Origin of the sequence: Bradyrhizobium sp. AUGA SZCCT0176, from assembly GCF_018130145.1 — a bacterium.
Taxonomy (GTDB): domain Bacteria; phylum Pseudomonadota; class Alphaproteobacteria; order Rhizobiales; family Xanthobacteraceae; genus Bradyrhizobium.
On record NZ_JAFCMB010000016.1, the window covers coordinates 127,563 to 149,669 of the forward strand.

24 protein-coding genes and 1 pseudogene are annotated in these 22,107 nt (G+C 61.3%); 8 read left to right on the forward strand and 17 right to left on the reverse strand.

Features of this window, described 5'->3' with window-relative positions; genetic code table 11:
- Positions 1 to 248: 248 nt before the first annotated feature.
- The 3 genes from JQ600_RS37280 to JQ600_RS28355 all read right to left on the reverse strand — a co-directional run bounded on the left by JQ600_RS37280 (position 249) and on the right by JQ600_RS28355 (position 1,268).
- Positions 249 to 383: a hypothetical protein gene (locus JQ600_RS37280; RefSeq protein WP_283813442.1), complete on the reverse strand. Its 135-nt coding sequence runs from the start codon at positions 381 to 383 to the stop codon at positions 249 to 251.
- A 134-nt stretch (positions 384 to 517) separates the two neighbouring features.
- Positions 518 to 676, reverse strand: coding sequence for a hypothetical protein (locus tag JQ600_RS28350; protein WP_212390067.1), 159 nt, complete (start codon positions 674 to 676; stop codon positions 518 to 520).
- Positions 677 to 992: 316 nt separating this feature from the next.
- Positions 993 to 1,268 carry a hypothetical protein gene (locus JQ600_RS28355; RefSeq protein ID WP_212390069.1) on the reverse strand — a complete coding sequence of 92 codons (276 nt, stop codon included), beginning with the start codon at positions 1,266 to 1,268 and terminating at the stop codon, positions 993 to 995.
- A gap of 409 nt (positions 1,269 to 1,677) precedes the next feature.
- Between JQ600_RS28355 and JQ600_RS28360 the strand changes: the two genes are divergently transcribed.
- Positions 1,678 to 2,325, forward strand: coding sequence for an NAD(P)-dependent oxidoreductase (locus tag JQ600_RS28360; protein WP_212390071.1), 648 nt, complete (start codon positions 1,678 to 1,680; stop codon positions 2,323 to 2,325).
- Positions 2,326 to 2,756: 431 nt separating this feature from the next.
- On the opposite strand, the gene JQ600_RS28365 is transcribed toward JQ600_RS28360, so the two are convergent.
- The 6 genes from JQ600_RS28365 to JQ600_RS28390 form a co-directional block, all read right to left on the reverse strand.
- The gene (locus JQ600_RS28365) at positions 2,757 to 2,966 is read right to left on the reverse strand and encodes a hypothetical protein (protein ID WP_212265998.1); all 210 of its coding nucleotides are present in this window, start codon (positions 2,964 to 2,966) and stop codon (positions 2,757 to 2,759) included.
- A gap of 448 nt (positions 2,967 to 3,414) precedes the next feature.
- The gene (locus JQ600_RS28370; protein ID WP_212265996.1) at positions 3,415 to 3,651 is read right to left on the reverse strand and encodes a hypothetical protein; all 237 of its coding nucleotides are present in this window, start codon (positions 3,649 to 3,651) and stop codon (positions 3,415 to 3,417) included.
- 654 nt (positions 3,652 to 4,305) lie between these two features.
- The gene (locus JQ600_RS28375) at positions 4,306 to 4,506 is read right to left on the reverse strand and encodes a hypothetical protein (protein WP_212390073.1); all 201 of its coding nucleotides are present in this window, start codon (positions 4,504 to 4,506) and stop codon (positions 4,306 to 4,308) included.
- 540 nt (positions 4,507 to 5,046) lie between these two features.
- Positions 5,047 to 5,712 carry an SOS response-associated peptidase gene (locus JQ600_RS28380; protein ID WP_212490179.1) on the reverse strand — a complete coding sequence of 222 codons (666 nt, stop codon included), beginning with the start codon at positions 5,710 to 5,712 and terminating at the stop codon, positions 5,047 to 5,049.
- 2 nt (positions 5,713 to 5,714) lie between these two features.
- Positions 5,715 to 6,131, reverse strand: a complete 417-nt coding sequence (locus JQ600_RS28385) for a hypothetical protein (RefSeq protein WP_212390077.1) — start codon at positions 6,129 to 6,131, stop codon at positions 5,715 to 5,717.
- A gap of 399 nt (positions 6,132 to 6,530) precedes the next feature.
- Positions 6,531 to 7,037 (reverse strand): hypothetical protein, encoded by a 507-nt coding sequence (locus JQ600_RS28390; protein WP_212490180.1) that lies wholly within the window; start codon positions 7,035 to 7,037, stop codon positions 6,531 to 6,533.
- 1,706 nt (positions 7,038 to 8,743) lie between these two features.
- Between JQ600_RS28390 and flhA the strand changes: the two genes are divergently transcribed.
- Both flhA and JQ600_RS28400 read left to right on the forward strand, forming a co-directional pair.
- Complete coding sequence (gene flhA / locus JQ600_RS28395) at positions 8,744 to 10,876, forward strand: flagellar biosynthesis protein FlhA (RefSeq protein ID WP_212265994.1); 2,133 nt, start codon at positions 8,744 to 8,746, stop codon at positions 10,874 to 10,876.
- A 319-nt stretch (positions 10,877 to 11,195) separates the two neighbouring features.
- On the forward strand, positions 11,196 to 11,402 hold the full coding sequence (locus tag JQ600_RS28400; RefSeq protein WP_212265993.1) for a hypothetical protein: 207 nt from the start codon (positions 11,196 to 11,198) through the stop codon (positions 11,400 to 11,402).
- Positions 11,403 to 11,579: 177 nt separating this feature from the next.
- Here the strand turns inward: JQ600_RS28400 and JQ600_RS28405 are convergent, their stop codons facing one another.
- The 4 genes from JQ600_RS28405 to fliI all read right to left on the reverse strand — a co-directional run bounded on the left by JQ600_RS28405 (position 11,580) and on the right by fliI (position 15,111).
- A complete protein-coding gene (locus tag JQ600_RS28405; RefSeq protein WP_212390082.1) occupies positions 11,580 to 12,479 on the reverse strand; it encodes an anti-sigma factor domain-containing protein in 900 nt (299 codons plus the stop codon).
- A 57-nt stretch (positions 12,480 to 12,536) separates the two neighbouring features.
- Positions 12,537 to 13,082: a sigma-70 family RNA polymerase sigma factor gene (locus JQ600_RS28410; RefSeq protein WP_212390083.1), complete on the reverse strand. Its 546-nt coding sequence runs from the start codon at positions 13,080 to 13,082 to the stop codon at positions 12,537 to 12,539.
- Between the two features lie 177 nt (positions 13,083 to 13,259).
- Entirely contained in the window at positions 13,260 to 13,679 is a 420-nt protein-coding gene (fliJ, locus tag JQ600_RS28415; RefSeq protein ID WP_212265991.1) for a flagellar export protein FliJ, read from the reverse strand.
- Positions 13,680 to 13,788: 109 nt separating this feature from the next.
- Positions 13,789 to 15,111, reverse strand: coding sequence for a flagellar protein export ATPase FliI (gene fliI, locus JQ600_RS28420; protein WP_212390084.1), 1,323 nt, complete (start codon positions 15,109 to 15,111; stop codon positions 13,789 to 13,791).
- 365 nt (positions 15,112 to 15,476) lie between these two features.
- On the opposite strand from fliI, the gene ctrA reads away from it, so the two are divergent.
- The 5 genes from ctrA to JQ600_RS28445 all read left to right on the forward strand — a co-directional run bounded on the left by ctrA (position 15,477) and on the right by JQ600_RS28445 (position 19,410).
- Positions 15,477 to 16,178 (forward strand): response regulator transcription factor CtrA, encoded by a 702-nt coding sequence (gene ctrA, locus JQ600_RS28425; RefSeq protein ID WP_015688285.1) that lies wholly within the window; start codon positions 15,477 to 15,479, stop codon positions 16,176 to 16,178.
- Positions 16,179 to 16,452: 274 nt separating this feature from the next.
- On the forward strand, positions 16,453 to 17,259 hold the full coding sequence (locus tag JQ600_RS28430; RefSeq protein ID WP_212390085.1) for a cytochrome P460 family protein: 807 nt from the start codon (positions 16,453 to 16,455) through the stop codon (positions 17,257 to 17,259).
- Positions 17,260 to 17,393: 134 nt separating this feature from the next.
- The gene (locus tag JQ600_RS28435) at positions 17,394 to 17,798 is read left to right on the forward strand and encodes a DUF350 domain-containing protein (RefSeq protein ID WP_192739886.1); all 405 of its coding nucleotides are present in this window, start codon (positions 17,394 to 17,396) and stop codon (positions 17,796 to 17,798) included.
- A gap of 2 nt (positions 17,799 to 17,800) precedes the next feature.
- The gene (locus JQ600_RS28440) at positions 17,801 to 18,247 is read left to right on the forward strand and encodes a hypothetical protein (protein ID WP_212490181.1); all 447 of its coding nucleotides are present in this window, start codon (positions 17,801 to 17,803) and stop codon (positions 18,245 to 18,247) included.
- A 5-nt stretch (positions 18,248 to 18,252) separates the two neighbouring features.
- Positions 18,253 to 19,410 (forward strand): glutathionylspermidine synthase family protein, encoded by a 1,158-nt coding sequence (locus tag JQ600_RS28445; protein ID WP_212390087.1) that lies wholly within the window; start codon positions 18,253 to 18,255, stop codon positions 19,408 to 19,410.
- 22 nt (positions 19,411 to 19,432) lie between these two features.
- On the opposite strand, the gene JQ600_RS28450 is transcribed toward JQ600_RS28445, so the two are convergent.
- From JQ600_RS28450 to JQ600_RS37040, 4 genes and pseudogenes are all read right to left on the reverse strand, one after another.
- On the reverse strand, positions 19,433 to 20,314 hold the full coding sequence (locus tag JQ600_RS28450; protein ID WP_212265986.1) for a protein-glutamate O-methyltransferase CheR: 882 nt from the start codon (positions 20,312 to 20,314) through the stop codon (positions 19,433 to 19,435).
- Entirely contained in the window at positions 20,311 to 21,489 is a 1,179-nt protein-coding gene (locus tag JQ600_RS28455) for a chemotaxis response regulator protein-glutamate methylesterase (RefSeq protein WP_212265985.1), read from the reverse strand. The genes JQ600_RS28450 and JQ600_RS28455 overlap by 4 nt, the downstream gene beginning before the upstream one ends.
- An 81-nt stretch (positions 21,490 to 21,570) precedes the next feature.
- Positions 21,571 to 21,936: a PleD family two-component system response regulator gene (locus JQ600_RS28460; RefSeq protein ID WP_192739881.1), complete on the reverse strand. Its 366-nt coding sequence runs from the start codon at positions 21,934 to 21,936 to the stop codon at positions 21,571 to 21,573.
- Positions 21,937 to 22,011: 75 nt separating this feature from the next.
- Positions 22,012 to 22,107 (reverse strand): annotated as a pseudogene (locus tag JQ600_RS37040) (chemotaxis protein CheW); the annotation flags it as partial.

The window sequence follows — 22,107 nt, forward strand, 5'->3', positions numbered from 1 at the left end:
GATCCGTCGCCAAGCAGCCCTGTCCGTCTCATTCGTGGCCCGTCGCGCTTGGTCGTGGGCCGCTAGCGCCCGCCGCCAATATTCGGCGCTGTTATCCATGTCAGTAACTGCAATCGCGAAGAATACGTTTCGATCAATGTCACTAAACTGTCGCATCGACGACCGCCGGTCAATCCGGCTCTCGGGCAATTCCGAGGTAGACCAGGACCAGGCGTCCGGTACTGGCCGAGGACATCAGCCAATCTGAATCAGGACAGTCTTTTTGCAGGGACTTGCGGGACGCTCGGCTTGCCCGGTTTTGGCTTGAGCGGTGGCAGATAGCGGCCGAGTTCGAACAGCGCCGCGAGAAGGTGGCAGATTGCTTCTACGACGACTTCGGCCATCTAACCCTCGCAGAGGGGAGTTCGGACGCCTCTGGATAGGTCGGAGGGCTGGGGAAGCAAGTTCAGTCACTTTTGGAGGCGGTCCTGATCACGGAATCAGGAAGCGCGACGTGACCCGCACGGAGCGGAGTCCGTCAGAAATGGAACTTGATCAAAAGAGCGGGCACGACGGGTGTATTGACAACGGGCGGCTTGGGTTCCTTGTGGGGCACCGTTTGCCCCTTGGCGTTTTTGTCACCGCCGCTCACGAAGTCGAGTTCGGCATCGCTCAAGATCGAGATCTGGCTGTGCATGGTCCCGCTCGGTGTTTTGGCGATATGTCGCCGTTGATCTGGAGCGAGTATGCCGTGGCGCTATCCCGCAGACTGTGACCGCAGTCACGCAGCTTCGCGATCTCGGACCAGCCGCTCTGAGTGAGCGGGCCGCTACGCTTCGCCAGCGCGCAGGGCGGATTGACGGCGGCGTGATCCGCCGTTCGAAGCGAATACAAAATGGTGGATTACGCCTTCAGCTTGATCCGCCGGCCCTAGCCGGTGCGATAGGCGTCCAACGCGTGCGCCACGAAAACGCCTATGCTGAGGAAGGCCAACAGGGCTGCTACGAGCTCGATCATCGCCGCCTCCCCTGGGTCATTGCCATGCCAACGATGGCAGCCGTGAGGAAATGGCGGTAAATCGAATTGAGGATGGCGACTAACATGACCGTTCCCCTTGTTTGAGCTTCCCCTTCTTTGAGCGGGGGCACCCTACCGGCGCTCTGTTTCAGGACGACTTCGCGGCCCGGGAAAACGGTTTCGTCCCGGCCGACCTGTTCGGTGACGAAATCGGCTCCCGCGGACATGCTGGAACCGAATACAAAATGGCGGATGACGCCTTCCGCCTTCACTCTTTGAACGACCGTGGACAGCTCGGCTCGATCCGCCCTGCGGACCGACACCTTGGTATGGCTCGCCCTCTCCCTCGGGCCCAATCGACCGCAAACGCACCGCCACGTAGCGTCGTCGATGCCGTGCGAAGGCGGCGGCGGTCAGCAGGGACAACATGAGCCAGGCGGCTGTCACAAACGACCAGGCTGCCTCGTCTTGAGGATCAGCGCGGTAAATTCTGTCGATGCCGCGGCCGCCAACCCAAGGAGTCCTTTCCATCATGTCGTCGCAACAACAACGCCTGAACTGCGCCCGGCAGGCCCCCGAGCTGTTGCTGCATGAGTATCTTCGCGAAGATGCTTCCAGTTTCACGGACCAAACCACTCCGCACGGCGATCGCGCTTCGAAGCCGCGCGACGGGAGGGTTTGATGAACGTCGTTGTCTTTGGTGCAACGGGGTCGACAGGACGGCTCGTCGTTGAGTCCGCCTTGTCCGCGGGTCACGTCGTCACTGCCTTTGTCCGTGACCCAAAGCGCATGCCCTTGACGCATCCGAGTCTCAGAATCGTCAAGGGCGATGCAATGGATCCGGCCTCGGTGGCATCTGCGGTCCAGGGTACGGATGCAATCATCTGCACGTTGGGGGCGATACCTCAGGCGAAAGACGATCGGGGTCGACGCCAGCCCGGTGTCCCGGTTTGCTCGGTGGGAACCAGGAACATTCTGGCCGCCATGCCTCGAGGCCGGGGCCGGCTCATCGTTGAGAGTTCGGTGAGTGTCGGTGAGAGCTACCACACCGGGAGTTTCGGCGCAGGCTTCCTGGTCAAGCTCGCACTCAAGGAGGTGATGGCAGACAAGGAGGAACAGGAGGCAGCTGTTCGGGAGAGTGACTGCGATTGGACGATCGTTCGGCCGGCAACGCTGACATTCAAGCCGGCTCGCGGAAACCTGAAGGCCGGGACCGATCTGCGCTGGAACATCACCTCAACAGCCACCCGCGCTGATGTGGCCGAGTACATGGTCAAGATCCTCGATGACCGCGCGACCTACAAGAAGGCCATAACGGTGCGCAGCTAGGTTTGGCGGCGAACGGTCGTATGCCCGTTGAGTGGAACATCGTTCACGGTAGGAGAACTACGGGAGTTCGCGAACGTCGATCCGGTCGGTGAGATGCATCAAGCCGATTATTGCGGCCAAGGTCGCCACGCCAAAACGTTGCGATAACCGCGAGCAATGGTACCGGTTTCCGGATTTTTAAAACGGCCCCAACGAGGGGCCGCCAACCCGAATGGTACGGGTTTTCCTCCAGCAGTCGGGGGGCACCTTTCTGGCTGGAAGCTTCAATCAGACGCTCTGACAAGTCAGAGGTTCCAAGGGCGGATTAGCGACAGCGTCATGCGCCGTTCGGCCGTTGCTTCATTCGACTACGAGCCGGAAAGACGACGGCAGGGGTCTCTAACCAAAGAGGCCGCCAACCGCAGCGGGCCTACGGCTGTTGTCGTTCAAATTCAAGCCTCCGCGCTGACGAAACTATCGAACAACTCGTAAGCCTGTTGCGGCGTCTTTCCTTCCTTGAATGCGTTTGGGAAACTGAAAATCGCATCCGCTAGAAGGAATTCATCCTGGACAGGAAACAGGGCGCGAAGTTCGGCGAGCCAGTTCGCATATGAGGGAGGGTTGAACTTGCCCAAGGTGTAGTTATCGCTGAATGCGTGCATTAGTTCGGAACCTTCAGGCCGGGAGATCGCAGCCAGTCGCTCAAGTGCGATCCGGTCTCGGCTTGTCGTGCCTTGCGGATTGTGGCTTCCCGAACCGCGCCGGGTGGAAGCAATTTGGCTTGCTCGCGCAAGCAGTGTGCTTCTTCGGCAAGACGTTGCTCCAGGATTTCAGGTGGTGTGTCGTGCTGCCTCTGCTGCATAGGGCTGCTCCGTTCCATAAAGGAAGGCGGGAGCGCAAACCGCGCGTTCTCATCACCGATAGGGGCCAACAGGAGCGGTGCGGTGACCAGTGCAATCTGCCATGTCCGGCAGCCGACATCTGGTCAATACAGCTCACATCGCGAAATGTTAACAGCTCAAATCAGCGCGTAGGGTGGATTAGCGACAGCGTAATCCGCCGTCCGAACCAACGACAAAATGGCGGAATACTTTTTATGGTCTCATAGCATCACTTGGTCGGCGTCAATTCCAGCATCTTCTTTTCCGCAGCGTCGTATACCTTGACTTGGAGCATCGGAAACTCGGCTTTGAGATCCCTCGCCCTTTTCTGCGCCGCTTCCAGTGTTGGAAATACCGTCTTCATCCGGCCATCGACTTCCAGGCCAAAGCCCGCGGTCATCACAAGGTCAGCGCGTGTGATGTTACGGGGTTGCGGCTCGTCCGGTATCGTCAGAGGCTTTTTCATGGCAACTCCTTGGGTTGCCCCCTCCCTATCTAATCACTGCCCTCCTCGATAGAAGAGCAACGCCTTTCGCGAGGTCGTCCTGGTCGGTCAATCCTTCGACTTTTTCAGCGTGTCGGTCGGCCATCAGATCTCGTCAAAGGTGTTTGGCCTTTTCCGTGGCCCCGCTGTCATCCGCGCAAACCATCGGCTCGTATCCGATGAAATGCCCGTCCTCGCCTACGATGTAAGCGCGATACGCTGGCATCAACGGCGCGCTTGCAGGCCCGGCGACCCTAGCCACTCTTGGACCTGCAAGGCGGTCTCCAACTGGCGAACCTGACGAATGAGATTGTCGCGCTTGATCCCCGGCGGCGTGCCTTGGGCTACTTTACGGAGGCGTTCTGCTTCGTGAGATAGACGTTGATGGAGTGGTGCGGACTGTTTGAAACGGCGTCGCTGCATGGGCGCTGCTCCATTCCTTGAGGGAGGCGGGAGCGCAACTGGCGTTCTCATCACCGATAGAAGCCGATGGCCGGGCGGTGATCGGGACAATCTGGCATGTCTGCTGTCCGACATAGTGATCAATATTGCTCACATCGCGAAATCGTTAGCAGCGCATAGGGTGGATTAGCGACAGCGTAATCCGCCGTCCGAACCAAAGACAAAATGGCGGCCCTACGCTTTGGTCAGAGCATTCTGGCGGGGTGCCGCAACCCTCTTGCTAGCCGGCTCTGCAAGTTGCGCTTCGCGAGCAAGCCTGTCGCGCTCCACCACCCCGGGCAGAGCCATTCGAGCCTCTCTCCAGCGACGCTCGGCCTCCTTCAACAGGCCTTTGTCGAGCGGGTCGATTTGTTTGAAACGTCGCCCTTCGGTCATAGGCCTTTCCTTTAGAGGAACGGCTAGTGGCCGAAATAGGCCACTCGCAGATTCAAAATTGGCCACTCACGCAACAGCGCCCCAAAGCCGAATGATGCTTAGTGGCGCTGTGCTAGCCCCGGAAAGTGCAATCCCCCGGTAGCTATCTGTCTGCAGGGACGGGCAAAGGTTCAAAGGATTGTTTTGGAACCGGCGCCGGGCCGGAGTGCTCGGTCAAGGGTGGCATCAGCGCGTAGGGCGGATTAGCGACAGCGTAATCCGCCGTCCGGTCGAAACCAAAGCGGCGGAGGCCTTCGGCTCAATCCGCCTACGGCCCTAAATGGTACGCCGCCGAGCTCGAAATACAGTGTCCCGGCGGCGCCCTGTCTCATACTGGGCCGATAATCCCCAGCCGGTTATCCCCTGCAATTCACAGGCCAGCGCAGCGCGTAGGCCGGATTAGCGACAGCGTAATCCGCCGTTCGAACCAAAGGCAAATGGCGGATTACGCCTTCCGCCTTCGCTCTCTTAGCTACGGCGGACAAGTCGGCTCAATCCGCCCTAGGGCCCTGCCGGTTTGTCTTCCTTGTCCACGCCGCGCGCCACAATCATCAGCTCATCATCCGGCAACGGCCTCTGCAGTACCTTGGCCTCATCCCACGGTCCGCGCATCCAGACGTCGCGTTCCTCGTCGGTCGTCAGGATCACCGGCATCGCCTTGGGATGAACAGGCTCGACAATCGCATTCGGCGTGGTCGTCAGGAAGCCGTAGACGTTGTGAGGGCCGGGGATCGGCTTTGACTTGGTGCCGCGATCGCCCTTGAACACGGTCCAGATGCCGCCGAAGGCGAACAGCGGCCGGTCGTCATTGAGGGCGAACCAGACCACGTCCTTCTTTTTCGTCTCCGGATTCGGCTCCGGCGCGTATTCCGCAAAGCTGTTCACCGGCACCAGGCAGCGGTTGTCCGGCTTCAGCCAGCCGCGCCAGTGCGGCGACGAAGTGTTGCGGATGTTGGTGACTGGCGGGCCGCCGGTGCGCGGCGGCGGCGGCATGCCCCAGCGCATCGTCACCAATTCAGTACCGTGATCGGTGTTGCGCACCACAGGCGCGGGATAGTCGGGGAAGACGCCGGGCATCGGCGCGAGGTTGCCGACGTAACGATTGACGACGCGAAACAGCGCGGCAATCGCGGCCTGATTGGTGGTGATCGAATAAAGATTGCACATGATCAGTCGCGTTCTCCCGGCCACCATTTAGATGCCGGATCGCTGGCCGATATTTTGTTCGGCCGGAGAGCCACCAGATGACTGCGCTTGTAAGGATGGCGGCGGACCTGCGAACAGTCCCGGCAACGCATATACCGTTCCAGTTCATGAATTGGCGTCGCCTTCGGCCGGCGTACAGTGTTCAGCGCCACCGTCTGGTGCGTCTTGCAGCCAAGACATTTGACTTCGAGGTAGAGGTACCCGGCATTGAGCGCGTCACCCAGCGCCGGTGAGGGCTGCGCCGGTCCCTGAAAGCCGAGCATACGCTTGTTCCAGGCCTCGCAAGCCAAACGGTCTGCGGTCTTGCGCGCCCGGGCCGCATCTTCGGCGGCAGCCCGAACCGAGGCGCCATATATGAATTCGCGTGACTTGGTGGTCATGGCCTATTGAAGCGCGGCGGGGCGTCCTACGGCAAGCCGCTACGGATTGGGGCTTGACGGCGGAGTCAACGCAAGGTGTTTCTGCAACAAGAACCCGCCAAGGAGGATCAATCTGCCATGCGGCGGGTTCGATGCGCCACTCATGGGGACCAACCCGAAAACCTTGGTCTGCCAACATATCGCTCAAGGGCTAACGGGCCGCCAGCGCGTCGGCTTTTTTTGGACTTTGGACGACCCAAACAATCCGAGACCAGACGCTTGGTGCTTGGAATGTGAGAATAGATGCAGGCGTGAGGACGGCGAGTGGATCGGCCCCGCTTTGGAGCACCTTAAGCCAAAGGTGTTGTGTGGAGAGTGCTACGACTTCGCCAGGGCGTTTAACTTGGGCGAAAATCCCAATTAGGTCGAAACCAAAGCGGCGGATTGCATCGATGCATATTCTTGGGAAAACGCCACGGGCGTTGCAAATTTTTGATTTAGCTTTCCTAGCAAGTCGGGAAAGTTCGTAACCCGAGCTTTCTTCTGGAATGGCGCCAATAGTTCATCGATTGTTGTGTTGGTTGCTACCTGCATATGGCCAATGGAGTGCAGCTGAACGAACAAGTACGCTTTTTCGAGCGACCCCCTCACTCCTCGCATTAGATCTTGAAAGGCCTTTGCCAGAATCCAATTTTCGTGCGCGCTGCGCCTTTCATCCGCGGTAATGCCTGGGCCGGTGATACTGAACCGGAAAAACGCCTCTTGCGATGCGGGCGGTGGTTCCGAGAGGTCAGCTTTGGCAAGGGCGCCAAAGTAAAGGTCCACGACCTCACGACACATACGCGCGGCGTTGTGTGCCGGGGCAGCTACTGCATCAGCATGAAGAGTTAGTGTTAGGTTGCGGCCTGGATTGGTATTCGAGGGCATTGTTGAATTCGCCAGGACACGGCCGACCTTGCCGAATCATCGGCAATCAGCGCGCAGCAAGATTAGCGACAGGGTAATCTACCGTCAGGATCAAACTCAAGGTGGCGTATTACGCCTTCGACTAATCCGCCCTAGCGCTTGCTGGCTGTCTTGGCTGCTTTCCGGACTACCAGCTTGACGGCAGGCTTTTACAGTGTCGGCTTCATCTTGAGCTTCCACTTCAAGACCTCGTCTCCGGCGTTTAATTCTGCTTTTGGTCAAGCGAATTTCTCGGTCGGCCTGTTAATAAGCTGGTTCTGAGGACACTTTGTCCCCGAGTAATACGGAAAACATGGGGAACGGAAGCGTTCCGCGTGGAGACTCCAGGACTTCGGAGCGTCAAATATACCCACGCGAGTCGGCGCCAACCGATTCGCCGTCCAGATGCGGGACCGGCCGACACCGGTCCCGGCGTTCTGGTGGCGGTCCTATCTCTTCCGAGGAAGAGCTAGGGACCATCCATGTTACGGAAGGAACGTATGCCCGCCGTAGCATGCAGCCCCGTTGGTGGACTCAAGCGGTGGAGGCTCCGGGATACCGGGGTCTCCACACCCTTCCAGCAAGACTCAATTTCAGTCTCACTGAACTTCGTGCACGGTATGCACACGCGCATATTCGCGCAATACGATTTGTATCGTTAAGGGTTACATTCTTTGCAACCCAACCTCAGAAAACCTAGCAATTTCAGCGAACCCAATAATTCGCTGTATCACCTAGTGTCTATCTCGCCGCCGACCTGGGCGTTGTGGCTTCAATCCGCCTTACAGGCCTGAACTGAACGACGTCACACTATGCGCCCGCAAATCAATTTCCGCTTTCCAGAAATTCCCCTTGACGACCACCCCGACTCACCTGGCATATCCATTCCCGTCTCATCCCTCTACGAGGGGCGTATCGCGATCGTCCGGACGCGGGGTGGGATGCGGTGGACGCCGATGTTGCGCTTGACGCGCGCGACAAAGGCGTACGGTGAAGTCGTGTGGTCCTGACGCCCGTAACGGCGTCAAGTCTTTCGGGAGCCAACGCTTCCGAGGGGCGACGGTGGCAATAGAGACCGTCTCACCGGGGAGAGCGCGATATAAGCCGTAAAGCCATTGCGCAGGGAATGTCGGATGCTCTCCGCTGCCCTGTATGCTCGTGTGCACCATCTTGTTGCACAATCGCACACGAGACCGCGGGTGCAGCGCGCACCCGGCATTCCCTGCTCCCTTGTTTTTGGGAGGAACGGATTGAACCACTCGGGCGCTTTGCGTCGCGGGATCGCGAAGGTGTGTCTGTCTCCGTCGTCCCGGACAAGCGAAACGCGATCTCAGATGCGCATTTGCGCATCGGGGGACCCATAGCCACCGAAGTCAATGATTGGAAGAAAGTCGTCGAACAGCGTCTCTCAACACAAGCGCCGCGGCGTATGGGTCCCGGCCTTCGCCGGGACGACGTCCTTGAGGGGCAAATCCGGCGGCCAAACGACGGCCCAAGCACCCGAAATTAACCCTTTGCTAACCATACACCGGGCAAAATTTGCCCAGTGAAGTCGAGTGTCGTCAGCCGCGTAGAACGGGAGGAACCCCGTGGACGCCAGTGCGGTGCCTCACTTACGGAGCGGCGGCCCTTCGGCCGCCGCGAAGACGTCTGGCGGCCGCGGCCGCCATTCGCGAGGAGCTGCAAGCATGGTCGACGTCACGGCAGGTCAGGGCACAGGGGCAAGCGGCGGATTCCCCAGCTTCAGTGAAATCGGCACCATCCTCCGGCGCGGCGATCTCGCGCTGGCCTTCGGCGTCCTCACCATCCTGGTGGTGCTGATCCTCCCCCTGCCCGCGATCGTGCTCGACCTGTTCCTGGCGATCTCGATCACGGTGTCGATCTTGATCCTGATGACGGCGCTGTTCATCCAGGCGCCGCTGGAATTCTCGTCGTTTCCGACCGTCCTCCTGATCTCGACCATGCTGCGGCTGTCGCTGAACATGGCCTCGACCCGGCTGATCCTGAGCCACGGCCATGAGGGCACGGCGGCCGCCGGCCACGTCATCGAAGCCTTCGGCAATTTCGTGATGGGCGGTAATTTCGTGATCGGAATTATCGTGTTCGCGATCCTGGTCATCGTGAACTTCATCGTCATCACCAAGGGTTCGGGCCGCATCGCCGAAGTCGCCGCCCGCTTCCAGCTCGACTCGATGCCCGGCAAGCAGATGGCGATCGACGCCGACCTGTCCGCCGGCCTGATCGACGAAGCCACCGCCAAGCGGCGCCGCAAGGAACTGGAAGACGAAAGCGGCTTCTTCGGCGCCATGGACGGCGCCTCGAAATTCGTACGCGGCGACGCCATCGCGGGCCTCTTGATCGTTTTCATCAACGTCATCGGCGGCATCATCATCGGCGTCGCCCAGCAGGGCATGAGCTTCGGCGATGCCGCCCGCACCTACACGATCCTGACCGTCGGCGACGGCCTGGTCACCCAGGTGCCGGCGCTGATCGTCTCGACCGCGGCGGGCCTGCTCGTGTCCAAGGCCGGCATCACCGGCGCCGCCGACAAGGCGCTGATGAAGCAACTCTCGGGCTATCCGCAGGCGCTCGGCATGTCGGCCGGCGTGATGCTGGTGCTGGCCTTGCTGCCGGGCATTCCGATGCTGCCGTTCGTGGCGCTCGGCGGCGGCGCCGCCGTCCTGGCCTGGAAGGCGCGCAACCGCAACCGCAATACCAGGGCGGCCGAAGCCGCCGAGCTCGCCGCGCCCGATATTGCAGCTGCGGCCGCCAGCGCGGCGGCGGAAGAGCCGATCGCCAATTCGCTCAAGATCGACGATCTCAAGATCGAGCTCGGCTATGCGCTGCTGCCGCTGGTCAACGGCCCCGACGGCACCGACCGCCTCACCGAACAGATCAAGGCGCTGCGCCGTTCGCTCGCGGTCGAAATGGGCTTTGTGATGCCGGCGGTGCGCATCCTCGACAACGTCCAGCTCGAGGCCAACACCTACATGATCAAGATCAAGGAAGTCGATGCCGGCAGCGGCAAGATCTGGCCGAACCAGTTCATGGTCATGGACCCCGCCGGCAACCAGGTCGGCGTGCCCGGCATCCACACTATCGAGCCGACTTTTGGGCTGCCCGCGACCTGGGTCGACGCCAGCCTGAAGGAAGAGGCGTCGCTGAAGGGCTATACCGTTGTCGACGCTGCGACCGTGCTGTCGACGCATCTGACCGAGCTGTTGAAGAGCAACATGTCGGACCTGCTGTCCTATGGCGAGGTGCAGAAGCTGATCAAGGACCTCCCGAAGGAACAGGGCGAACTGGTCAAGGACATCGTGCCGAGCCAGGTCACCATGTCGGGCATCCAGCGCGTGCTGCAATTGCTGTTGTCCGAACGGATCTCGATCCGCGACCTCTCCACCATCCTGGAAGGCATTGCCGACGCGCTGGCGTTTTCGCGCAACCCCGCCACCATGGTCGAGCACGTCCGCGCCCGGCTGGCGCGCCAGATCTGCGCCCAGAACACCTCCTACAACGGCTATCTGCCGCTGATCGCGCTGTCGGCGCGGTGGGAGCAGGCGTTCGCCGAATCGATCGTCGGCAGCGGCGAAGACCGCAGCCTGGCGATGCAGCCGTCAAAGCTGTCGGAGTTCATGACCGCGGTGCGCGTCAGCTTCGAGCGCGCCGCCCAGGAAGGCGAGGCGCCGGTGCTGGTGACGTCGGCGGCGATCCGCCCGTTCGTGCGCTCGCTGGTGGAACGGTTCCGCGCCCAGACCACCGTGCTGTCGCAGGCCGAAATCCACCCGCGCGCCCGGCTGAAAACGGTCGGCAGCGTTTAGTTCCGCCGCGAAAATCGACAAGGGCGCCGCGAGGCATTTTCGCCACAGGCAAACGGTTTGTAAAAACCGGCCCCGCCGTGGGTGTTTTGCGACCACCCACGAAATATGCATTTAACATATTGAAATAATTCATAAATTATTGATTTCGAGACACTGCCGCGCGATCTCCAATCGCGGCCGTTCAAGTCTTTTCACTGCGTTGTGATCGCATCTGTGGAACGAAACAGCGAATTCCTACGTTTCCTGTGCCGAGACGTTGAACCTGTTTGTCGATGAGGCCGTCTAATTCGACACAGGGGAAGGCGGGCAGGAGACTTCCATGAACCACTCGATTTACAGCGCAGACCGCACGACCCATCTCAAGATTGTGGTCGTAGCTTTGGTCGTGGGCATCCTGGTCGCCGCCTTCGGCATCACGGCGCGCACCACTTCGGACGAAGGTTTCCAGCAGACCGCGAGCAACCGCGTGATGAAGGCCGGCAAGCCGGTCGTGGTCACGAGCTCGGGCAATTCGGTCGTACGCTAAGAAAAGGAATTCACGAATTCACGCGGCTCTTTACAGCCCCCCAAAGTCGCCACGTGAAGTACTAGAAGACCCCAACTACCCCTAAGTTGACACTACCCCAAGTCGACTACGAAAACGCCCGCTCCCCACGGGCGTTTTCTCTTTATGGGGGTCCCAAATGATGGGGGTCCAAAAAAATCAGCGCGTCGGCCCGGCCGGCACCGTCTCGATCAGCTTGCCGGCGAAGACCGGCGGCAAGTTCGGCTTGCCGTCACGCGATCCGCCGGCCTGCTCGACCGTCACCGCGTAGGTCGCGGCGTTGATCGTACCGGCGTCGTAGGACGCGAGCACGTTACGCGCGGTGAACTCGCTGCCGCCGATCACACCGAGCGAGCGCGGCTGCGGCAGCTTGTCGGAGACCAGCCATAGCTCGAAGCTCTTGCCGGCTTCGGCATCGGCATTGACCTTGCGGACGGTGAAATTCTTGGTGGCGGCATCGACCGTGAGGATGAACGCCGGCGAGCCGCCGTTCCGCTGCAGGATCGCAACGTATTGCGCCGACGGCGGCGCCGGCAGCGGCGGCGTCTTGACCTCGACCACCTGCGTGCGGATCTTGGGACGAAGGGCATTCGGCAACAGATCCGGCGAATAGACCTGCAGGCCGAGCATCGCGATCAGCGCCGCGGCGGCAGCCGTTGCGAACGACGCCAGATTGCGCCAGCGCTTCACCCGGCCGGACAACTGGACGACGTTGGAATTGTCCGCGGCCTCGGTCAGTTCGGCCATCAGGGTATCCGCCGGCGGCGGAGGGGCGGCGGCTTCCGGCGGCGGAGCAGCGGCCGCGTCCGGCAGCGCCAGCGGCACCTGCGGTCCGGCATGTCCGATCGCGCGTTGAATATTCTCCCAGACGATCGGCCGCGGCTCGACCGAGCCGACCATCTGGTTGAGGACGCCGAGCCTGTACTCCCACGCCTGGACCACGGCGGTGAATTCCGTGTCGACGGCCATCATGGTTTCGACCTGCGCGCGCTCGTCGGCATCGAGGGTGCCGAGCGCATATTCCGCGGCGAGCGCGATATGGTCTTCGCTATAGGCCATCATCTAACGTCCAGGGCACCCTTCAAGACAGCTTCCAAAGAACTCAAATCCAAAAACTCAAAGCCCGAGACATTCCCGGATATCCATCATGCTGCGGCGCAGCCACGTCTTCACCGTATTCACCGGCGTCTCAAACTTGGCGGCCAGCTGCTCGCGGCTCCAGCCGTTGTAATAGGCCAGCAGCACCAGCTTCTGCCGGTCGGGCTCGAGACGGCCGACGCATTCCAGCAGCCGCTTCAACTCTTCCGTCATCTCGCGCCGCGCCAGCGGATCGGGTGAATCGGCGGCCACTTCCATCGCGGTCGGCTCCTCCTCGATCGAGGCCTCGCTCTTCTTGCGCACGACGTCGATCGCCCGGTTGCGCGCGATCGCCGCCATCCACGTGATCGGCGAAGCAAGCGCCGGATTGAATTGTCCGGCGCTATTCCAGATCTTGACGTAGGCCTCCTGAATGACCTCCTCGGCGAGATCCTGTCGGCGCAAGATACGGAGGACGACACCGAAGAGTTTCGCGCGCGTGGCGGCATAAAGCCGCTCGAAAGCGGCTTCATCCCCCTTCGCAACAGCGGCAATCAGCCAAACCAGCTCGGCTGGCGTCAGCATTCGGCGTCCCCCAAATCGCGATCCCCCATCGCGCTTTACGCCGGGAGCATCGAGAACCCTCCTAGCATACCTTGCAGGAAACCAGCCACCAAGACGCCTGTCTGTGGACATCATCAAAGAAAAACCCGGACCTTGCGGCCCGGGTTGTCGATGATCGGATGAGAGAAGGTTAAGGCGTCAGGCGATGGCGCCGAGGCGGGCGCGCATCAACCCGATGGAGTCCATGTCGGCCTGCTCGCGGGCGTTCTCCTCGGCGCGTTCGCGCGCCTGGTCACGCTCGTCCAGCAGTTCGACCTTCTTGAGCTCCTCGAAGGCTTCGCCGAGGAGGCTCTTGGCATCCTCGAGCTGGATGCGCAGTTCGTCGGCCGAACGGGTCAGGTTCTCGCGCCGCTGGATCGCGGCCTTGGCATAGGTCGGATAGGCGAAGTGAGAGGGATCCTGGATCCCGGCCCGGTCCTGCTCGGTCTGGATTTCGCGCTCGAGGTCGACCGACATGCGCTGGAAATCGGCGATCATGCCTTCGATCTGAGTAACCCTTCGGCGCTTCTCATCGACCTGAAACTTCTTCAGGCGGATCAGCGTTTCACGTGACTTCATCGACTCATACTCCCCAGAAGTCCCAATCTTAACGCGGGACAAAGCCGGCTTCCCCCGGGGGCCCCGCCAGCAAGACTATTCATGTGACGGGGATGATGGCCTGACAAAGTTAGCGTTCCGTTTCCAAACTAGTCAGGATCTGCGCCAATTGCTGGTAGCCGTCGGCGAGGCTTGCTTTTTCGCCCTTGCCCTGCCGCAGGAACCCTTCCAGCGGCTCGTGCAGCCGGATCGCCTCGTCGACCTCCGGGCTCGACCCCGCCCGGTAAGCGCCGAGCCGGATCAGTTCCTCCATATCGGCGTAGGTCGCCATCACCTGACGGCCCCGCATGATCACGGGCAGATAGGCCGGATCGGCCGATTTCGGCATGGTGCGGGAGACCGATTTGAGGACGTTGATCGCGGGAAAACGCCCGCGCTCGGCAATCGATCGCTGCATCACGACGTGGCCGTCGAGAATGCCGCGCACCGCGTCCGCAATCGGTTCATTATGATCGTCACCATCGACCAGCACGGTGAAAATGCCGGTGATGGTGCCGGCGCTGATGCCCGGCCCTGCCCGCTCCAGGAGCTTCGGTAGTTCAGTGAACACCGTCGGCGTGTAGCCTTTGGCTGTCGGTGGCTCGCCCGCCGACAGCCCGATCTCGCGCTGCGCCATCGCAAAGCGCGTCACGGAATCCATCAGGCACAGCACATCCTTGCCTTCATCGCGAAAATATTCGGAGATCGCGAGCGTCAGATAGGCCGCCTGCCGGCGCATCAAGGCCGGCTCGTCGGAGGTCGCCACCACCACGACCGAGCGCGCCAGGCCTTCATCGCCAAGGTCGTCCTGCAGGAACTCCTGCACCTCGCGGCCGCGTTCACCGATCAGGCCGATGACCGTGATATCCGCATCGACATTACGCGCCAGCATCGACAGCAGCACCGATTTGCCGACGCCGGATCCGGCGAAGATGCCGAGCCGTTGGCCGCGGCAGCAGGTCAGGAACGTATTCAAGGCGCGCACGCCAAGATCGAGCGGCGCCCCGACCCGCTGGCGCGAATGCGCTGGCGGCGGCGAGTTCCGATACGGCATCGGCGATGGCCCCTGCGTCAGCGGCCCCTTGCCGTCGATCGGTTCCCCCATCGCGTTGAGCACACGGCCGAGCCAGGAAGGCGAGGGCCGCACCTGCCCCGCGGCATTGGTGATCACGGCGCGGCAGCCGCGCCTGACGCCATCGAGGCCGGCGAACGGCATCACCACCGCGTTGTTCCCGGAGAAGCCGATCACCTCGGCCGGAATGAAGCTGCCGCCGGTCTCGATCACGATCCGGGCGCCGACCGACATCGCATGGATCGGCCCCGCGATCTCGACCATCAGCCCGCGCACGCCGACCACACGGCCATATATATTGACGCCGTCGACGTCGCCGATCTGTTCCGCAAGCGCCTTCATTGCGAAAACCTTAAGTTTCCGCGTCTTTGAAAGGGGCGCTTAACCTCGTGTTTACCCGCATCGTTAATCATTGCGTCACTGTCTTTGGTGACTGAGAGCGCTCGCCCATCAGAAGAAGGGTGAGTCGCGGGAGTCGGTTAGGCCCGTCTCTTAATGTGGAACTTGAACGAGAACGGTAAGGAAAAGCTGCTTCGACGCAATATCTTACGGCGATTCGATAAAAATTGCACGGTTAGAGCTTGCGAACACGAATCAGTATTTGTTAACCATATGTCGTCAGGATCCGAATCAGTTGTTCAAAGGCGTTTTGAGTGCCGCAAGTGCGGCCGACCTGACGCCCGGAGCGGCGACTATAGGGGACTGGCATGCGCGTTTTGCTGATAGAAGATGACAGCGCCGTCGCGCAGTCGATCGAGCTGATGCTTAAATCCGAGAGTTTCAACGTCTATACGACGGATCTCGGAGAAGAAGGCGTCGATCTCGGTAAGCTTTACGATTACGACATTATCCTTCTCGACCTCAATCTGCCCGACATGTCCGGTTACGACGTGCTCAAGCAGCTTCGGGTGTCGAAGATCAAGACCCCCATTCTGATCCTCTCCGGCCTCGCCGGCATCGAGGACAAGGTCAAGGGTCTCGGCGTTGGCGCCGACGACTACATGACCAAGCCCTTCCACAAGGACGAACTGGTCGCCCGCATCCACGCGATCGTGCGCCGTTCCAAGGGTCATGCCCAGTCGGTGATCCAGACCGGCGACCTCGTCGTCAATCTCGACACCAAGACGGTCGAAGTCGGTGGCCAGCGCGTCCATCTGACGGGCAAGGAATACCAGATGCTGGAGCTGCTCTCGCTCCGCAAGGGCACCACGCTCACGAAGGAAATGTTCCTCAACCACCTCTATGGCGGCATGGACGAGCCCGAGCTCAAGATCATCGACGTCTTCATCTGCAAGCTGCGCAAGAAGCTCGCCAACGCTTCCGAAGGCCGCAACTTCATCGAGACCGTGTGGGGCCGCGGCTACGTGCTGCGCGAGCCGCACGAGCAGGAAGAACGCATTCCCGCCTGACCAGGGTTTACGGCGAGCCGTAAGGCTCACTCCTCCCCGACTGGACCCCGCCGCGAATGGCGGGGTTTTTGTTTTTGGAGCGTTTTCGAGCGAAGTGGCTGCCGGTTCGCGTGAAGAAAACGCGTCAAGACAAGAGGCTAGAGCTTCGGTTCTGATTCAATCAGAACCGAAGCTCTTGGGCCGCTCACACGCGACAAATTCGCTTACCCCGGATTGAAACCCGCTTCGCGGTGTCTCGTATCTGACGGAATTGTCCGCAAACGAGGGGGAAGTCATGAAAAACGTCAGGCTACTTGCCGCGGTTGCGCTCGGATCGGCATCGGGCGCGCTCATCGGCTATTCGGCGCTCGCCGGCGGCGACAAGGTCGCCTTCCCGGAGAATTTCGACAAGGACACGCTCTACGCCACCGTCAGCCGTTACGACAACAAGCAGTATCGCGAGCTCTATGCGACGCCGGCGGCGGTCGATGCAGTACGCAAGGGGCAGCCGATCCCGAGCGGCACGGTGCTGACGCTGGTTCAGTACAAGGCGCAGCTCGATGCGGCCGGCGAGCCTATGAAGGATGCCAGCGGCCGTTTCCAGAAGGGCGACCTCGTCGCCTACACGGTGATGGAAAAGCGCGACGGCTGGGGCACCGAGTACAAGGACGACATTCGGAACGGCGAATGGGAGTATCAGGCGTTTGGGCCGGACAAGAAGGTCAACGACAAGGCCAATTTGACGAGCTGCTTCACGTGCCACAAGCCACATGCCGGGCAGGATTTTGTTATCTCACTGGCGGGCCTGAAGGGCACGCCAGAAGGCGCCATGGCAAAGCCCGCGCCAGGCCCCGGCGTCGTCTCGATCTCCGACTTCAAATTCGGACCGGAGACCGTCGTCGTCAGCAAGGGCCAGAGCATCACCTGGCACAACACCGATTCCTCGCCGCACCAGGTCACAATCACCGGCGCCAAAGCGCAGCGCTCGTCCATCGCGCTGAAGGGCCAGACCACCCAGCTGACCCTCGCCGATGCCGGAATCTACGATTACATCTGCGGCCTGCACCCGGCGATGAAGGGCAAGATCGAGGTCAAGGAATAGCCGGCTGCGTCAGGCCGATTGGCTAACCCCGCCTGAAAACGGGAGCGTTTTTGCTTGGGATTGAACCGACACCTCCGATGCGCCGACCAATGGGTCGTGCGAACGTGGGGACCGATCGAGTCGGGGCGTTATCAATGATCTTGCAATCCCTCGCCGGGCTACCGGCGTTTCTGGTCTATTTCTGCACGGCGCTGGTCGCCGTGGCCGCCTACCTCTTCGTCTATACCCGTGTCACGCCGCATGACGAGTTCCTGCTGATCCGCGACAATAATCCGGCAGCGGCAATCGCATTGGGGCTCAGCCTGCTCGGCTTCGCGCTGCCTTTGGTCAGCGCCATCGCCCATTCCGCCAATGTCTGGGATTGCCTGATCTGGGCTGTCGTCGCGCTGATCGTGCAGATCATCGTCTTTTACCTCGTCAAGATACCGGTGCCGAACCTGTCGCAGCGCATCGCAGGCGGCGAACTTGCCGCCGCCATCTGGCTTGGACTAGCCTCGCTGGCCGCGGGCGCGCTCAACGCTGCCAGCATGATCTACTGACCATGGCGAACAAGCCCCCCAAACGCACAAGCGAATTCGGGACGCGCAAACCATCGGTGCCGCCTGTGCCGCAGTCGTCGGGCCCGCCGGCAAAGCGTTCGGGCCACGTTGCGTTGTTTCTGATGGGCACGCTCGCGGTTGGCAGTGCCGCCTACACGCTGATGCCCAGCAACAAATGCGAACCGTCGCCGAACACAGCGCAGCCGTCGCTGCTGCAAAGCAGCGCCGCCGAATGCCAGCAGCGCGGATCTTCATCCAGCAGTTCGGGTGGCGGCGGAAGCTCCTCACGCAGCAGCTATTACTCCGGCGGCTCCTCGTCGAGTTCTTCGGGTTCGAGCAATTCCTCCTCGAACTATTCGGGCTCTAGCACCTCCGATTCCGGCTCGCACAGCGCGCAGCGCGGCGGCTTCGGTTCGTTCGGGCATGCCGTCGGCTTCTCTGGCGGCTGAATGTCATGGAACGCATCCCCTGCCCCGAACGCGACGACTGGCGTGCCACCGCCGAAAGCGCCGGATTCACTTTTCACACCATAGGCGGCGAGCGTTATTGGGACGAACGGGCCTATTACGCATTCACGCTGAACGAGATCGAACGGCGGATCGAGGCGCCCACCGGTGAGATCGAGGCGATGTGCCTCGAGGTGGTCGGCCGCGCGATCAACGACGAAAAATATCTGCGCCGGTTGAAAATACCGGAAGCCTTCTGGCCGCTGCTGTCAGAGAGCTGGCGCCGCCGCGACGCCAGCCTCTATGGCCGGCTGGACCTGAGCTACGACGGCTGGAGCCCGGCGAAACTGCTGGAGTACAACGCGGATACGCCGACCTCGATTTTCGAAGCGGCGGTTTTCCAGTGGACCTGGCTCGAACAGGCGATCGAGCGCAGCATCATCCCGAAGCGCGCCGACCAGTTCAACTCGATCCATGAACGGCTGATCGACGCCTGGAAAAAACACGGCAGCGCAAAGCACCTGCATCTGGCCGGGATGACCGACAATGCCGAGGACGCCGGAACACTGGCCTATCTGCAGGACACCGCGAGTCAGGCCGGATTGAAGACCACGCTGATGGACATTAAGGACGTTGGCCTCGGGGGCGATGGCCGGTTCGTCGATCTCGACGATCGCAGCATTGAGCTTGCCTTCAAGCTCTACCCCTGGGAATGGATGTTTCAAGACACGTTCGGCGCAAATCTGTCGAGCACGCCGACGCGCTGGATCGAGCCGCCGTGGAAAGCGATCCTGTCCAACAAGGGCATTCTTCCGCTGCTCTGGGAGATGTTCCCGAAACACCCCAATTTGCTGCCGGCCTATTTCGAGGACGATCCGAAGGCGGCGATGCTCGGCTCCTCGTTCGTGCGCAAGCCGCTTTATTCGCGCGAAGGCGCAAATGTTACGCTCGTCAGCGCCGGCTCGACGCTGATGGAACAGCAAGGCCCATATGGGGCGGAAGGCTTCATCGTGCAGGGTTTCGCGTCCCTGCCGAGCTTTTCCGACCAATACCCGGTGCTCGGAAGCTGGCTGATCGATCACACACCGTGCGGACTATCGATCCGCGAGGACGAAAATCCGATCACCGGCAACACGTCGCGGTTCGTACCGCACGCGATCCTCTAGCTGACGTCGATAGACCGATAGATCAGCGTGCCGACGCCACCGACCTTGGCGCCTGCGGCACCAGGGTCGCTACCCCGGGGCGCACAACAGTTGGTGCGGCATTTGGACGATAGAGCCCACGGCGATCCGGATAGGGCTTGAAGGCATTGGTGATTCCGACCACGGATTCGGCAGCCCCCAGCGCCAGCACGCCATCGGGCTCCAGCATCCGCGAGATGCGTTCGAAGATTTTGGCTTTGGTGTCCTGGTCGAAGTAGATCAGGACGTTGCGGCAGAAGATCACGTCGAACGTGCCGAGGTGAGAAAAATCCTGCAGCAGGTTCAACTGACGGTGCTGCACCATGCTGCGGATGTCGGCGTTGAGCTGCCACAGCTCGCCATTCTGCGTGAAATATTTCACCAGCATCTGGATCGGCAGGCCGCGCTGCACCTCGAACTGGCTGAAGATGCCGGCCTTGGATTTTTCCAGCACGGCCAGCGAAAGGTCGGTCGCGACGATCTCGGTGCGCCAGCCCGCCAGCATGGCGCCGGCCTCCTTCAGGCACATCGCAATCGAGTACGGCTCCTGCCCGGTCGAGGAAGCCGCGCACCAGATGCGCAGGGAACGACGCGCCGCGCGCGCCTGCGCTAGCGCCGGGAGAACCGCCTCTTTCAGATGATCGAACGGAAGCTTGTCGCGAAAGAAGAAGGTCTCGTTGGTGGTCATCGCCTCGACCACCTCGGCAGTCAGCGCGTCGGCGCCGGCCTTTATCTTCTGAACGAGTTCGGGGATACCGGCAAGGCTCGCCTTGCGCGCCAGCGGCACCAGACGGCTCTCGACGAGATATTGCTTGTCGGGGGACAGGTCCAGCCCGGAACGCTCTTTCAGAAGCTTACGCAGATACTCATAGTCTTGAGGCGTCACGCACGATCTCCCGAAAACAACCGAACCAGTTTCGGCGCGATCTGATTAAGCGGCAATATCGCGGCGCAAATGCCGGCATTCGCGGCCGCTCCCGGCATGCCCCACACCACACTCGTCGCCTCGTCCTGGGCAATCACGCTGCCGCCGGCCGCGACAATATCCTTGCCGCCGCGCATGCCGTCGGAGCCCATGCCGGTCAGGATCACGGACATGATGCCGCCCTGCCAGACGTCGATCGCCGAGGTGAACAGCGGATCGACCGCAGGCTTGCAGAAATTCACCGGCGGTCCGTCGTCGAGCGCGATCGCCGCCTCCGCGCCATGGCGCACGACCTTCATATGACGGCCGCCCGGCGCGAGATAGATCCGGCCGGCCTTGACGATTTCGCCATCGACCGCCTCATGCGCCGGCCGACGGCTCGAACGCGCCAGATGCTCGGCGAGAATCGTGGTGAAGGTCGGCGGCATGTGCTGCGTGATCAGAACCGGGAAACGGTCGATCACAGGCCCGATTTCGGTGACCAGCGACATCAGCGCCTGCGGACCACCGGTCGACGAACCGATCAGGAGCACGCGCGGCGCCAGCATGCTGAACGGGCGGCGTGCCAATTGCGATTGCGCTGCCGGTGCCACCGTCGGCGCTCGGACCGAAGCTTCACGCGGCCGCTCGTGGACCGGCGCCAGAGGCGGCGTCACATGCGCGGGCGCGTGCACGTTGCGGCGGATCTTGGCGCCGAGGTGACGGATCTTCTGGATCAGATCGTGGCGAAAAGTTTCGGCTGCGGAAGCCTCGCGCGTGCTTTCGGGCTTTGGAATGTAGTCGGAGGCGCCAAGCGAGAGCGCCTTGAAGCTGATCTCCGCATTGCGGCGGGTCAGCGTCGAGGCCATGATGATGATGAGATCACGCTTCTTCGCCAGCAGTTTCGGCAGCGCGGAAATGCCGTCGAGCTCCGGCATTTCGATATCGAGCACGGCGACGTCGGGATTGATGCGTTCGAGCTGGTTGACGGCGTCGAGGCCGGTGCGCAGGGAGGCGACGACCTCCATGTCCGGCTCGGCTCCGATCCAGCGCGAGATCATCCCGCGGATGACGACGCTGTCGTCGACCACCATAACACGCAGCTTGTCCTGCCGTGTCGAAGTCGGGGCCGCGGCACTTGTCAACGCAATACTCATTACTTCACCAGGAACGACTCGAACGGCACGCTTACGAAAACAACGCCGAAGGCCGCCTGGCCGCCGGATCGTCTGGACCGATCAGATCAGGCCGACTTCCTGGAACTTCGCGGTGACGATGTCCTTGTCGAACGGCTTCATGATGTATTCGTTGGCGCCGGCGTGCAGTGCACGTGCGATGTGCGCGACGTCGTTTTCGGTGGTGCAGAACACCACCTTGGGCGCATCGCCGCCGGGCATGCGGCGCAGATTGCCGAGGAATTCATAGCCGTCCATCACGGGCATGTTCCAGTCGAGCAGGACCGCCTCGGGCATGGCGCGCTTGCAGGCGTCCAGCGCTTTCGCGCCGTCCTCGGCTTCGATGATCTGGAAATCAAGACCTTCCAGGATACGACGTGCGACCTTTCGAATGACACTGGAGTCATCGACGACGAGACATGTTCTCATTTTCGGCCTCTACTTCCATTCCCCAAAAGGGGACGTTTCCAAATGTTATGTACGCTTTCGCCTTGCTTCTGCTTCTTATGCCGCCAACAGATCCGGCACGATTTCGAGGACGCGATCGACATCGAGGACGACCATGAGCTGGCCGTCGAGGCGGTGGACGCCGCCGGCGAG